The sequence below is a fragment of the Kribbella sp. NBC_00482 genome (assembly GCF_036013725.1).
Lineage (GTDB): Bacteria > Actinomycetota > Actinomycetes > Propionibacteriales > Kribbellaceae > Kribbella.
Map to the genome: position 1 here is coordinate 7,870,969 of NZ_CP107881.1, position 13,420 is coordinate 7,884,388.

General features: G+C 68.5%; 12 protein-coding genes. 3 read left to right on the forward strand and 9 right to left on the reverse strand.

Features of this window, described 5'->3' with window-relative positions; translation table 11 throughout:
• Window positions 1–50 precede the first annotated feature (50 nt).
• Window positions 51–1,277, forward strand: a complete 1,227-nt coding sequence (locus tag OHB24_RS37985) for a DUF349 domain-containing protein (RefSeq protein ID WP_327635778.1) — start codon at window positions 51–53, stop codon at window positions 1,275–1,277.
• 360 nt (window positions 1,278–1,637) lie between these two features.
• Window positions 1,638–2,495 (forward strand): hypothetical protein, encoded by an 858-nt coding sequence (locus OHB24_RS37990; RefSeq protein ID WP_327635779.1) that lies wholly within the window; start codon window positions 1,638–1,640, stop codon window positions 2,493–2,495.
• Here the strand turns inward: OHB24_RS37990 and OHB24_RS37995 are convergent, their stop codons facing one another.
• The 3 genes from OHB24_RS37995 to OHB24_RS38005 form a co-directional block, all read right to left on the reverse strand.
• On the reverse strand, window positions 2,496–3,065 hold the full coding sequence (locus OHB24_RS37995) for a GrpB family protein (RefSeq protein ID WP_327635780.1): 570 nt from the start codon (window positions 3,063–3,065) through the stop codon (window positions 2,496–2,498).
• Between the two features lie 162 nt (window positions 3,066–3,227).
• Window positions 3,228–3,992 carry a hypothetical protein gene (locus OHB24_RS38000; RefSeq protein ID WP_327635781.1) on the reverse strand — a complete coding sequence of 255 codons (765 nt, stop codon included), beginning with the start codon at window positions 3,990–3,992 and terminating at the stop codon, window positions 3,228–3,230.
• A 1-nt stretch (window position 3,993) separates the two neighbouring features.
• Window positions 3,994–4,581 carry a papain-like cysteine protease family protein gene (locus OHB24_RS38005; RefSeq protein ID WP_327635782.1) on the reverse strand — a complete coding sequence of 196 codons (588 nt, stop codon included), beginning with the start codon at window positions 4,579–4,581 and terminating at the stop codon, window positions 3,994–3,996.
• A gap of 179 nt (window positions 4,582–4,760) precedes the next feature.
• Between OHB24_RS38005 and OHB24_RS38010 the strand changes: the two genes are divergently transcribed.
• Window positions 4,761–5,663: a hypothetical protein gene (locus OHB24_RS38010; RefSeq protein ID WP_327635783.1), complete on the forward strand. Its 903-nt coding sequence runs from the start codon at window positions 4,761–4,763 to the stop codon at window positions 5,661–5,663.
• A gap of 173 nt (window positions 5,664–5,836) precedes the next feature.
• Here the strand turns inward: OHB24_RS38010 and OHB24_RS38015 are convergent, their stop codons facing one another.
• From OHB24_RS38015 to yajC, 6 genes are all read right to left on the reverse strand, one after another.
• A complete protein-coding gene (locus OHB24_RS38015; RefSeq protein ID WP_327635784.1) occupies window positions 5,837–6,553 on the reverse strand; it encodes a hypothetical protein in 717 nt (238 codons plus the stop codon).
• 238 nt (window positions 6,554–6,791) lie between these two features.
• The gene (locus OHB24_RS38020) at window positions 6,792–9,155 is read right to left on the reverse strand and encodes a RelA/SpoT family protein (RefSeq protein ID WP_442913937.1); all 2,364 of its coding nucleotides are present in this window, start codon (window positions 9,153–9,155) and stop codon (window positions 6,792–6,794) included.
• Between the two features lie 131 nt (window positions 9,156–9,286).
• Entirely contained in the window at window positions 9,287–9,826 is a 540-nt protein-coding gene (locus OHB24_RS38025) for an adenine phosphoribosyltransferase (protein ID WP_327635785.1), read from the reverse strand.
• Window positions 9,826–11,037, reverse strand: a complete 1,212-nt coding sequence (gene secF / locus OHB24_RS38030; RefSeq protein ID WP_327635786.1) for a protein translocase subunit SecF — start codon at window positions 11,035–11,037, stop codon at window positions 9,826–9,828. Before secF ends, OHB24_RS38025 begins: the two co-directional genes overlap by 1 nt.
• The gene (gene secD / locus OHB24_RS38035; RefSeq protein ID WP_442913938.1) at window positions 11,037–12,794 is read right to left on the reverse strand and encodes a protein translocase subunit SecD; all 1,758 of its coding nucleotides are present in this window, start codon (window positions 12,792–12,794) and stop codon (window positions 11,037–11,039) included. The genes secF and secD overlap by 1 nt, the downstream gene beginning before the upstream one ends.
• Window positions 12,795–12,880: 86 nt before the next feature.
• Window positions 12,881–13,366 (reverse strand): preprotein translocase subunit YajC, encoded by a 486-nt coding sequence (gene yajC, locus OHB24_RS38040; RefSeq protein WP_327635787.1) that lies wholly within the window; start codon window positions 13,364–13,366, stop codon window positions 12,881–12,883.
• Window positions 13,367–13,420: the final 54 nt, after the last annotated feature.

The following is a 13,420-nucleotide window of genomic DNA, read 5'->3' on the forward strand; positions in this document are numbered from 1 at the left end:
CTGACCAGAATGGGCACGAGCGCAGTGCATACCGCCGGAAGGGGCGAGTTGTGGCCGGAGAGAACTGGGGCCGGGTAGCCGAGGACGGAACGGTCTTCGTCAGGACGAAGGACGGTGAACGGGCAGTCGGCCAGTGGCCGGACGCGAACCCCGAGGAAGCCCTCGCCTTCTACACCCGCCGGTACGACGCGCTGGCATTCGAGGTCGAGCTGCTGGAGCAGCGGGTCCAGGCCGGCACGGTGTCTCCGGACGACGCCCGCGCCGCGGTCAAGAAGGTCACCGGCGCGATCGAGGACGCCCAGGCCGTCGGCGACCTGGACGGCCTGCTGACCCGCCTCGAGGCGCTCACTCCCCTGGTCGCGCAGCAGCGTGAACGGCGCAAGGCCGAACGGGCCGCCAAGGTCGAGGAAGCGCGCTCCGCCAAGACCAAGATCGCCACCGAGGCCGAGACGATCGCGGCCGGCACCGACTGGCGCCACGGCGTCACCCGGCTGCGCGAGCTCCTCGACGAGTGGAAGGCACTCCCCCGGCTCGACAAGTCCAGCGACGACGAGCTCTGGCACCGGTTCTCCTCTGCGCGTACGACGTACACGCGGCATCGCAAGCAGCACTTCGCGGAGCTGTCCTCCAAGCGTGAAGAGGCCGCCCTGGTGAAGGAGCGGCTCGCCGCCGAGGCGGAGACGCTCGCCTCGTCGAACGAATGGGGCCCGACCTCCGGGCGCTTCCGGGACCTGATGCGGCAGTGGAAGGCCGCCGGGCCGGCACCACGCGAGGTGGACGACAAGCTGTGGGCGCGGTTCCGGGCCGCGCAGGACCTGTTCTTCGGCGCGCGGGACGCCGTACAGGCCGAGGAGAACGCCGAGCAGGTGGACAACCTGCGGGCCAAGGAAGCGCTGCTGGCCGAGATCGAGACCATCCTGCCGGTGTCGGACGCGAAGTCGGCGCGAGAGCAGCTCCGGGACTACCTGGACCGCTGGGACCAGATCGGCAAGGTCCCGCGGGACTCGATGCGCGCCGTCGACGGACGCCTGCGTGCCGTCGAGCAGGCCGTGAAGGCAGCCGAGGACGAGGTCTGGAACCGCAGCAACCCCGAGGCCCGCGCCCGCGCCGAGGCAACGGTCAAGCAACTCCAGTCATTGATCTCAGACCTGGAGAAGCAGGCCAGCAAGTTCGAGACCCAGGGCAACACCCGCAAGGCCACCGAAGCCCGAGAAGCCATCGCCGCCCGCCGAGAATGGCTAACCCAAGCCCAAAACGCCCTAACCGACTTCAGCTAATACCCCCACGCGGTGCTACGCGCGGCTCCTTCGTCGCCGTGCTACGCCCCGCTCCCACCCACCCATGCGACCGCCACGTGGTTGTGCGGACCCGTAGTGGGTGAAGCTGACTGTGGTGGCTCATTCCCACCGCTGGCAGGACGCGAGGTCCGATCGTGCCCGGCGCACCTCCGCACTCCCAGCACCCCGAACCTCAGCTCCCACGGTCCTCGTCCAAGACTCGCTGCAACCCGTCCGGTCTGCGTGGCGCTGTCAGTAGGTGAGCGGTTCCTCGTCGGTGAATACGCGGCCTAGGCGGGCTCAGCCTGGGCCTGTGGATAACTTTCCGCAGGGATTGTCGGATTCAGGGATGCTTTGCGGATGTTTCCTGCTGACTTGCCGCTGTACTTCTGCGGCATCCCGTTTCGTGCGCATCAGGTAGGGCGCAAGCTCCAGTGGCTCTTGGCACGGGGTGAGATCCGGCAGTTGATAGGCGGCGTGTACGTCGATGTGCGGATGCCGGAAACCATCGCGCTGAGGGCCGACGCGCTACACCTCGTCGTACCGTCGGGGGCGACGGTGTGCGGTCGAGCAGCCGCCTGGTTGCACGGCATCGACTCCACCGCGCTCGCCCCGGACCCCTTTCGTCCCGAATGGACGTTCGCCGAACGCCCGTCCGTGGAGATCCAGGGGCTGAGGGTCACCACGCCGGCTGCTACGGCGATCGAGTTGGCCACACGCCTTCCACGACCCTTCGCGTTGTCGGCAGTGGACGGGCTGCTCCATGCCGGTATGCCGATGAGCGATCTCGTGACCGCATCAGCCGCCTACTTCGCGGAGGACAGCATGTCGCAGGCGGCTCAGCTCCTGCGGATCGCTGACGGGCGTGCTGAGTCGCCGGGTGAATCGTGGCTCCGGCTGCGGCTGTTCGACGCCCGCTTCCCCCGCCCCGAACTCCAGGTCCCCGTCGAAGGCAACGGCCGGACGTATCGGTTGGACCTGGGATATCCGGATCTGCCTGTGGACGACCGGCGGCTCGGCTTGGAGTACGACAGTGACCAGTGGCACTCATCAACCAAACAACAGCTGAAGGACGAAACCCGCCGTACCGAACTGGACGCCCTGGGCTGGCACATCATCTCCGTACGCCGAACAGACCTCTGGGGCTCCTACCCAGCCCTCGAGCTGGCCATCGGCAGCTTCTTGTGCCAACAGCCCCGCCTGCCGCGGCGCTGGTGATCAGGGGATGGTCCAGGTGGTTTGGGTTGCCCAGTGTTCGGCGGCGGTCATGAGGAGGTTGGTGGCGGGGGCTTTGATCTGGCCGTAGTCGGCGAGGTCGGGGACGGATTGGGCGAGGCGTTGTTTGAAGGCGCCCCAGGCCTGCCGGGCTTCTGGGTCGGCACGGAGGTAGTCGCGGAAGAGCAGGGCATAGCGGGTGTTCGGGCCGGTGGTGACGCGGACGTGGACGTTGGTGGCGCGTTCTCCCACCGGTGGGGCGAAGACGAGCTTTTCGCAGGCCTGTCCGTACGACGTTTCAGTGTGGTTCCACGGTTCGGGGCGGCAGCGGAAACCGGCGGACTCGAGGAGATCGACCAGATCCGGAGCGAGCGCGGGTACGCGGATCTGTGCGTCGATGCAGTTCTTCGCGGCGAGACCGGGGACGGACGTGGAGCCGATGTGGTCGATGGCGACAGCCCGATCGCCTACCGCAGCATGCAATCGGCCGGCGAGGTGCTTGAACTCGGACGGCCAGTCCGGGTTGTAGTCGACGACGGCTATCGCAGGACCGAGCTCATCCGGGAAAGGCATTCGCCCATGCTCCCAACCACCCGGCCCGCCGCACCAATGGATTAGTACGGCGAACCGGGCGGAACGGACCCCGCACGCCCCGGCGGGGACATGGCGCCCGGGTGGCAACCAGTCCGGTACGGCGGGATCATCCCCGGCGCCGACGACCGACGGCCGGAGGGGTCAGTCGTTGTAGCGGGCCTTGAGGGAGTAGCGGCGGGCGAGCACCAGGAGTGCGAGCACAAGCACGCCACCGGACGCGGTGATCAGCACGAGGTGGGTGTTACCTTCAGCGGCGGCGGTCGCCGAGCTGGAGGGGTCGTAGCCGCCGGCCATGCCGACGTCGTTGTACTGGGTGCCAGGGAGTTTGTCGGAGTAGCGGTCGGAGACGAGTTCCTGGTACGCGGTGACGGTGATCGGCCGGGCCCCGATCGACTTGACGGCCGACTGGTTGAGCGGTCGCACCTGCGTCCCAGAGAGGGCATACCAGGCACCGAGCTGAGGCTCGGTGAAGACGAGCGAACCTGCGGCAGCCGACACCATCCGCGCCTCGGTGTTGCCCGAGGCCACGTTGACGGCATGCCAGGCGCCCTTCGCGTCGGGCGTGGTGAAGACGGTCAACGTCCGACCACCTTGCGCTGCGGTGGTTGCGGCGTACCAGAAGGTCGCGACCGGCGCCGACGCGTCCCGCACGAAAGCAGGGTTGAGCGCGTAGATCGGCTGCGTGTCCCGCGCGACGCTCGCCGCGGCCTTCGCCGTACCTCCGGCCTTGCCGAGCAGGCTCAGCGCCTCGGACGAACGCGCGGCATTGGTTGCCTTGGACAACTCGGCCGGCGCGACCGGTTGCGGACCCGCCGCACCGGCGAGACCGGCAGCAGCGAACGTGAAACCGAGACCGGCAGCGAGTACGGCGGCGCAGCGGAGCAGGACGTTCTTCGGGCGGCGCATGTCAGGCTCCGATCCGGTACAGGGAATGCGTCCACGTGAACTGCGAGTTGGACCGGTACCAGTTGTAGGACGAGTAGTTGTAGCGCGGGTCGTCCGGCCACGGGTTGTAATACTCGATCGTCGAGTCGGACGCGTCGTACCCGATGATGTCCATCATGTGGCCGCCGCCCGACGTCCAGCCGATCCGCGTCATCACCGGGCGGCCGGCGGCGATCTCGGTGACGAGCGTGTTGAAGGCGAGCGTGGACGAGACGTAACTGCCGGCGCTGATCCCGATCGCCCGGAACGCGTTCTGGTCGTTGCCGAGCGTGGCCTGGTTGTTCGGGCAGGTGCCGTTCATGGAGTAGCCGAAGGCAAGGTTGCAGAACTGGTTCTGCGAGTACGTGCGGCCGTAGAACGCGGCGATGCTGTTGCCGCTCGCGGCCCAGCACCAGTTCGACTTCTGCTGGGCCTGGCCGGTGACGTTCAGGTAGTAGCTGCTGGGCGCGGCCGAGGCCGGCGGAGCGAGCGGTGCCAGCGTCACCAAACCGAGGAATGTGGCCAGGAGCAACGACCAACTGCGACGAGGCCTAGAGCGGAGCCTGCGCATGAGTCCTCCTTCAAGAGGTACTGCGGGGTGGGCGGAGTCCATCGTCGGGACGGGACCACGGCGCGGCAAGAACTCGGATCCGGGGTGTGAACGGCAACGGCGCGTGAACGATGCGTGATGAGGCAGTGTCAGCGGGTGCTGTGAATGTTTACACTGCTGCCCTGAAGGAGCGTGGGCCCATGATCAAGCCGGTCGAAGTCCGTGCGGTGACCCCGGAAGCGTCGTTCGCGGAGGCGCTGCGGCAGGCGATCGCCCGCCGCGGGCTGGCCCTCAACCGGATCCGGACCCATCTGGCCGACCGCGGACTGCACGTCGGGGTCGCGACGCTCAGCACCTGGCAGAGCGGCCGCCGGGTCCCCTGCGAGGATTCACTGGCGATCGTGAGGGCCCTTGAGGACCTCCTACAGGTGCCGCCCGGCTGGCTGACCGGACGGATCCCTCCGGCGCGCACCGAACCGGAGACGACGCCCCAGCCGTACGCCGTCGTCGACTACGCCGAGGCGCTCACCCGGCTGCTCGACCGGCTCCGCCGCGACGCCCACGGCCGGCTGCGCAACGTCACCGTTCTCGAAGAGGTCCGGATGGGCGCGGATCGGAGCGCGCACTGCCGGCGGGTGATCCAGAGCGTGGTCGCCGTACAGCCGGTGGATCGGCTGATCATCGCGCACCAGGGCGAGCCTGGCTGCGACGCCGAGCAGCTCGCCTTGCGGGCGTTGAGCGGTTGCCGGACCGGCCGGATCGCCCGCTCCCCCGAGGCCGGCGCGATGCTCGGGGAGCTGCTGCTCGACCGGGTCCTCGCGGTCGGCGAGACGGCCGTCGTGCGTTACGAGATCGAGGACCGCACCGGGCTGCCCGCGACGGAGTACCAGCGATTCAGCGAGTGGGGCGGGATGCACTACGTGCTGGAGGTGCAGTTCGACCGGGCCGCGCTGCCGGTCCGCGTCCACGAGATCCGCCGCCGCCATACTTCCGGCCCGAACCTGCTGCACCGCGACCTGATGCTCACCCCCGACGGCCGCGTCCACGTCATCGAACCCTCCGCAGACCCCGGCACAGTAGGAATCACCTGGGAATGGGACTAACCCGCTCCCCACTCCCGACCGTCCGCAATTTCGTGGGCTGACCCACCAATTTGGTGGGTAGACCCATGCCGTGCTGGGTTCTGGACCGTGGTCCAGGGTGCAGAACCCCCGACCTGATGGGTCTACCCACCAAATTCACACTCAGCGGCGGGCGCTGGGCGAGTGCGGTGGGGCTAGGTGCGGAAGCCGGCGTGGATGTGGTCGTGGTGGGTTTGGTCGGAGAAGTACGCCGTACCGGAGAGTTGGTAGGGGCCGCCTACGTTGTAGGAGCCCAGGGACTCGGTGGCGCGCATGTACGACGTGATGAGCGCGCGGGAGGTTGACGGTGACACGACCGGGTGGCCGTCGATCTGCCAGGTGTCGAACGCCCGGCCGCGGGGGTGATCGCTCGGGCGGTTGGTGCCGAACACGTTGGTCGGGTGGCCGGAGCGGATCACGCTGACCCCGATCCGGTAGGTCTTCGCGAGCTCGAGCATCGTGGTGAGCACGCTGTCGTGCACCTGCCCGGAGCGGATGTCCGCAGCGGATGCGGGCGGCAACAGGATCTGCTCGCTGGCCAGCACCTGCCGGGCGGCGGTCGAGAGGCTCGCAACCGGTGCTCCGGGTTGAGCCGGGTGCGTCGCGGTCACCCGCCAGGTCCCTTGTGACGACTTGCTCAGGCGTACGTCGACCGTCGTACCGCCGCTGATCAAACGGTTCTGTCTGATCGAGTACACGCGGCACGGCACCAGCACGCTGGCCGAGTCGCTCAAGATGCCGCCGTACTGCGCGTCGATCACCTCGATCACAGCCTGCGTATCCGTCGGCTGGAGGAGCTTCACCACCGCCGCCACCGCGAGCCGCTTCACCTGCGGCTGGATCTCCCCCGGCCCCGCCGCCCAGCTCTGCACGGAGGGCAGGGCAACAGTCGGAGTAGGCCGTGGAGAGGCCGAGGTCGGCGGACTGGGCGTCGATGAAGGAGTCGGTGAAGGGGTAGATGAAGGAGTGGATGGTGTTGCACTCGGCTGACTCTGAGCTGACGAATCACTACACCCGACCAGCAGTCCCGCACCCGCGATCAACAACGCCCGCCGCCCGACACGCCTCATACCCGCAGTGTCCCCCGGCCGCACAAACGGCCAGGAGGAGCTACTGCGTGACGCGGTAGACGTCGAAGACGCCCTCTACCGAGCGGACTGCCTTCAGGACGTGGCCGAGGTGGGTCGGATCGCCCATTTCGAAGGTGAAGCGGGACTTCGCGATCCGGTCGCGGGTCGTGGTGAGGGCCGCGGACAGGATGTTCACGTGGTAGTCCGACAGCACCCGGGTGATGTCCGACAGCAAACGCGCCCGGTCCAGCGCCTCGACCTGGATCGCGACCAGGAAGACCGACTGCGCCGTCGGCGCCCACTCGACCTCGACGATGCGCTCGGGCTGGGTCTTCAGGTTCTCCACGTTCGCGCAGTCGGCCCGGTGCACCGAGACGCCCGCACCGCGGGTGATCCAGCCGATGATCTCGTCGCCCGGCACCGGTGTGCAGCACCGGGCCAGCTTCGACAGCACGTCGGTCGCGCCCTTGACGATGACACCGGCGTCGCCGCGCGCGGTCCGCTTCCGCCGCTCCTTGCTGGCCGGCAGTCGCATGCCCTCGGCAAGGTCCTCGGCCGCACCTTCCTCGCCGCCGTACGTCTCGATGAGACGCCGTACGACGGCCTGCGCGCTCACGTGCTGCTCGCCGACGGCGGCGTACAGACCGGTGACGTCCGGATACCGCAGGGAGTTCGCGACCGCGGTCAGGGTCTCGTGCGACAGCAGGCGCTGCAGCGGCAGGCCCTCCTTGCGGAGCTGCTTCGCGATCGCGTCCTTGCCGTGCTCGATCGCCTCGTCGCGGCGCTCCTTGGAGAACCAGTGCTTGATCTTGTTCCGCGCACGCGGGCTCTTGACGAACGTGAGCCAGTCCCGCGACGGACCCGCGCCCTGCGCCTTCGAGGTGAAGACCTCGACGACGTCACCGTTCTCGAGGGTGCTCTCCAGCGGCACCAGGCGGCCGTTGACGCGGGCGCCGATACAGCGGTGGCCGACCTCGGTGTGCACGGCGTACGCGAAGTCGACCGGCGACGATCCGGTCGGCAGCGACATCACGTCGCCGCGCGGGGTGAAGACGTAGACCTCGGCGTTGTTGATCTCGAACCGCAGCGAGTCGAGGAACTCCGACGGGTCGGAGGTCTCCCGCTGCCAGTCGACGAGCTGCCGCACCCACGGCATGTCGTTGGGCCCGCCGATCTCGGTGCTCGGCGTGGCCGGCGCGACCGAGGACGGGTCCTCCTTGTACTTCCAGTGCGCGGCGATGCCGTACTCCGCGCGGCGGTGCATGGAGAACGACCGGATCTGCAGCTCCACCGGCTTGCCCTGCGGGCCGATCACCGTGGTGTGCAGCGACTGGTACATGTTGAACTTCGGCATCGCGATGTAGTCCTTGAACCGGCCGGGGACCGGGTTCCACCGCGCGTGCATGATGCCCAGGGCGGCGTAGCAGTCCCGGACCGACTCGACCAGGACCCGGATGCCGACCAGGTCGTAGATGTCGCCGAACTCGCGGCCGCGGACGATCATCTTCTGGTAGATCGAGTAGTAGTGCTTCGGACGGCCGGTGACCGTCGCCTTCACCTTGGCGAGCCGCAGGTCCTCGTGCACCTGGTCGATCACGGTCGCCAGGTACTCGTCGCGGGACGGCGCGCGCTCGGCGACCAGCCGGACGATCTCGTCGTACACCTTCGGGTGCAGGGTCGAGAACGCCAGGTCCTCGAGCTCCCACTTGATCGTGTTCATACCGAGCCGGTGTGCCAGCGGGGCGTAGATCTCCAGCGTCTCGCGGGCGATCCGCTCCTGCTTCTCCTGGCGCAGCGAGCCGAGTGTGCGCATGTTGTGCAGCCGGTCGGACAGCTTGATGACCAGCACCCGGATGTCCTTGGACATCGCGACGACCATCTTGCGGATGGTCTCGGCCTGCGCGGACTCGCCGTAACGCACCTTGTCGAGCTTGGTGACGCCGTCGACCAGCATGGCGATCTCTTCGCCGAAGTCGCGGGTCAGATCCTCCACCGTGTACGGCGTGTCCTCGACGGTGTCGTGGAGCAGCGCGGCGCAGAGCGTGGTCGCGGTCATACCGAGCTCGGCGAGGATGGTGGCGACCGCGAGCGGATGCGTGATGTACGCGTCGCCGCTCTTGCGCATCTGGCCGGTGTGGTACTTCTCCGCGGTCCGGTAGGCGCGCTCGATCATGGCGAGATCGGCCTTCGGGTGGGTCGCGCGGACCACCCGGAACAGCGGCTCGAGCATCGGCGCCCGGTTCGGGTGCCGGGTACCGCCGAGGCGGGCGAGCCGGGCGCGGACCCGGGCCGGCGCGATCCGCGGCGGCTGGGACGCAGGCGGCGGCGACACGGGAGCCGGGCGCACCGGTGACGGCGCGCGCGGCGGCTCCTGCGGTACGGCATCCGGCACCGCAGATGTCATCGCCGGGTCTTCGCCCACGTTGTGTCCCTCCGCCGACAGGGCACCAGTCTAGAGGCCAGCGTCCATCGAGGCAGAACCGCCTGTGGACAACACGCCGGGTAAGCCCGCGGCGACGGAGAGTTTGCCCGAATTCAGACCGTGAGGAGGGCCGTAAGAGCTTCGCCTTCGAGGCGCTTGCGGCCCGGGAGGAAGGACAGCTCCAGCAGCACCGCCGTACCGAGGACCTCGGCGCCGCAGCGGCGGATCAGCCGCAGACAGGCCTCGACCGTGCCGCCGGTGGCCAGGACGTCGTCGATGACGAGGACGCGGTCACCGGGAGCGAACGCGTCCTGGTGCACCTCGATCGTCGCCTCGCCGTACTCCAGCGCGTACGACTCCTCGTACGTCGCCGCCGGCAACTTCCCCTTCTTCCGCACCGGCACGAACCCGGCGCCGAGCGCGAGCGCGACCGGGGCCGCGAGGATGAACCCGCGCGCCTCGATCCCGACCACCTTGTCGACGACCGGCCGGCCGTCGTCGTCTGTCCCGGCTGCCGCCAGTGCCTCCACGACCTGACCGAAGCCGGTGTGGTCGGCCAGCAGCGGGGTGATGTCCTTGAACACCACCCCCGCCTGCGGGTAGTCCGGAATGTCGCGGATTCCGTCCGCGAGCACCTGCTCGAGCGACCGCATCACTTACCGCGCTTCGACCGCGGCTTGCGCGTCGGCTGCGGACGCCCAGCGGCCGCCGCCTTCATCGGCCGCGACGACGGCGTCGGAGCCGCCCCGGTCGCCCGGTCCGCCTTCCGCGACGAGTCCTGCCGCGGGGTGTCCTGTACGTCGGAACGCGCGGCGGCACCCGCCGGTGCACCGGCCGTCGCCACACCCACCGGGGCAGCAGCGTTGGCGGCAGCGGCAGCGAGCTGCGCCTTCTTCGCGGTCACCCGCTTGTTCAGCGCCTGCATGCCCGGCTCGCGCTCCTTGAAGACCGCGAGCAGCGACGGAGCGATGAAGATCGAGGAGTACGCACCGACGGCGATACCGACGAACAGCGCCAGCGACAGGTCCTTCAGCGGGCCGGTGCCGAGCACTACCGTGCCGACGACCAGGATCGCGCCCACCGGCAGCAAGGCGGTGACCGTGGTGTTGATCGACCGGACCACGGTCTGGTTGACGGCGAGGTTGGTCGCGTCCGAGTAGGTGTAGCGGTTCGACCCGGTGATGCCGCGGGTGTTCTCCCGGACCTTGTCGAACACCACGACGGTGTCGTACAGCGAGTAACCGAGAATCGTCAGTACGCCGATCACCGTCGCCGGCGTGACGTCGAAGCCGATCAGCGCGTACACACCGACCGTGATCGTGACGTCGTGGATCAGCGCGATGATCGCGGCCATCGACGCCTTGGCTTCCCGGAAGTACAGCCAGATCACTCCGAACACGAGGACCAGGAACACGATCAGCGCCAGGATCGCCTTGTCGGCGATCTGCTGGCCCCAGGAGGCGCCGATCTGCTGCGAGGTGACCTGCTCGGTCGGTACGCCGGCCTCCTTGGCGATCGCCGCGCGCACCGTCCCGATGTCGGCCTGGGCCAGCGGCTTGGTCTGGACCCGGACCTTCTCGTCGTTGATCGTGGTGACGACCGGGTCGCCGAGGTCCTTGGCGTTGGTCGCCTTCACGGCGTCGCCGAAGTCCTGCACGGTGTTGTCGGTGACCTTGACCTTGGCCTCGTACTCGACGCCGCCCTTGAACTCGATACCGAGCGCCAGGCCGCGCACGAACAGGCCGCCCATCGAGATCACGACCAGGGCGATCGAGAGGCCGAACCAGAACTTGCGGTGGCCGATGAAATCGTAGGAGACGTCACCGCGGTGCAGCTTGGCACCGATCTGTCCGAGCTTCGACATCAGACCTCCCCTCCGACCGGCTTGCGCGTCGACGGCGTCCTGCGCGGCCGGGCCGTCGGTTTCGTCTGTCCGGGCAGTCGTTCGACGCCCAGATGCTCCGGATCCAGCCCGGACAGCTTGTGCCCGTGGCCGAAGAAGTCGGTCCGGGCCAGCAGCGTGACCAGCGGCTTGGTGAACAGGAACACCACGACCAGGTCGATCAACGTGGTCAGGCCGAGCGTGAACGCGAAGCCCTTGACGCTGCCGATCGCCAGCACGTACAGCACCAGCGCGGCGAGCAGCGAGATCGAGTCGGCGGCGATGATCGTGTGCTTGGCGCGAGCCCAGCCGGTCTCCACCGAGGAGCGCAGGCTGCGGCCCTCACGGACCTCGTCGCGCAATCGTTCGAAGTAGATGATGAACGAGTCCGCGGTGATACCGACGGCCACGATCAGACCGGCGATACCGGCCAGCGACAGGGTGAACCCGATCGCCTTGCCGAGCAGGATCACCAGTGTTCCGGTGAGTACGCCGGCGGCCCCGAGCGAGAGCACCACGACGAGGCCGAGACCGCGGTAGTACAGGAAGCAGAACACGACCACCAGCGCCAGACCGGCGAGGCCGGCCCAGATCCCGGCGGAGAGCTGGTCGCCACCGAGCTGCGGCGACACGGTCTCGACCGAGGAGATGTCGAACTTGACCGGCAGCGCGCCGTACTTCAGCACGTTCGCCAGGTCGCGGGCCTCGGCCTCGGTGAAGGTACCGGTGATCTGCGCCTGGCCGCCCGGGATCGGGTTGTTCACGCTCGGGGTCGAGATGGTCTCGCCGTCGAGCACGATCGCGAACAGGTTCTGGCCCTCGCCGCGCTTCGAGATGGCCGTGGTCGCCTTGAAGAACTTGTCGCCGCCCTCACCCGTGAACTTCAGGTCGACCTGCCACTGCAGACCGCTCTGCGGGATGCCGGCGGAGGCGTCCGAGAGGTCGGTGCCGTTCAGGATCGCCGGGCCCAGCAGATACTTGTAGGTGCCCTGGCGGTCACAGGAGAAGATCGCCCGGTCCGGGTAGTCCTGCACCTTGTCACCGCACTTGAACGCCGCGAACGCCGCCTGGGTGGCCGCGTCCGGCGTGTAGCTCAGCGGGTCTCCCCCAGCGGCCGGTGTCGACGGCGTCGCGGACGGCGTGGCACTCGGCTTCGCGGTCGGCGTCGTACTGGCCTTCGGGGTCGGCGTCGGCGTCGCCCCGCCGAGCGCGCTCGACCAGGCCCGGCCGTTCGGCGTCGCGCTCGGCTTGATGGTGGCGCTCGGCGTCACCTTCGTGCTCGGCTTCGGCGTCGTACTGGCCTTCGGCGTGGTGCTCGGCTTCGGTGTCGTCGACGGGGTCGGCGTGGGCTGCGGCGCGGCGGCGTCCGCGCTGTACACGATCCGGAAGTACAGCAGCGCGGTCTGACCGACCTGCGACACCAGGGATTCCTTCGTGGCGCCCGGAACGGCCACGTTGATGTGGTTCGCCCCGGAGGTGGTGATGTCGGACTCGGCGACACCCGCGCCGTTGACCCGCTGGCCGATGATGTTCTTGGCCTCGTTCAGCTGGTCGGCGGTGACCTTGCCGCTGCCGTCGATGGTGCTGGCGGTCAGCGTGATGGTCGTCCCGCCCCGCAGGTCCAGCCCGAGCTTGGGCGTCCAGGTCTTGGTCAGCGCCATGATCCCGAACAGCAGAACCACGACCACCAGCAAGCCGATCAGGCTCCGCCCGGGGCGGGATGTCGAACTCGTTGCCACGTCAGTTTCAACCTTTGTACTTCTGGGCGCGCCGCACCGTCAGGTGGACGCCGAACGCCGCGCCGCAGGCCGTTGGGACGGAAGAATCAGTTCTCGGTGTGCGTCGGCGGCAGCTTCGGCGTGTCCTGGACCTTGCCGTCAGCCTTGTCACCGGCCTTACCCGCATCCGGTACGTCGACCTTGGCCGCGTCGTCGTCAGCCGCTTCGTCGGCGTCGGCGGTGGCGCTCTCGTCGGCGGCGGTGGCCTCGGTGGAGGTTTCGGCCTCGGCGGAGGTGTCCTCTTCCGGGATCACCCGGCCGATCGCGGCCTTGACGACCTGGACCAGTACGCCCTCGGAGATCTCCAGCGTCACGTAATCGTCGTCGGTCTCCTCGACGATGCCGACCAGGCCGCTGGTCGTGATCACCTTGGTGCCCGGCGTGAGTGCGGCCACCGTGTCGGCCTGCCGCTGCCGCTGTTTGCGCTGGGAGCGGCTCATGAACCAGATCATTCCGACGATCAGGATCAGCGGCAGCAGCAGCGTGATGCCGCCACCTCCGGAGGAGGCCATCGGTACGGCGAGGAGTTGCATCGGGTCTCAGAATCCTTCGTCGGCTCGGTTGGGAGGGCGTGCACCGCGCAAGTG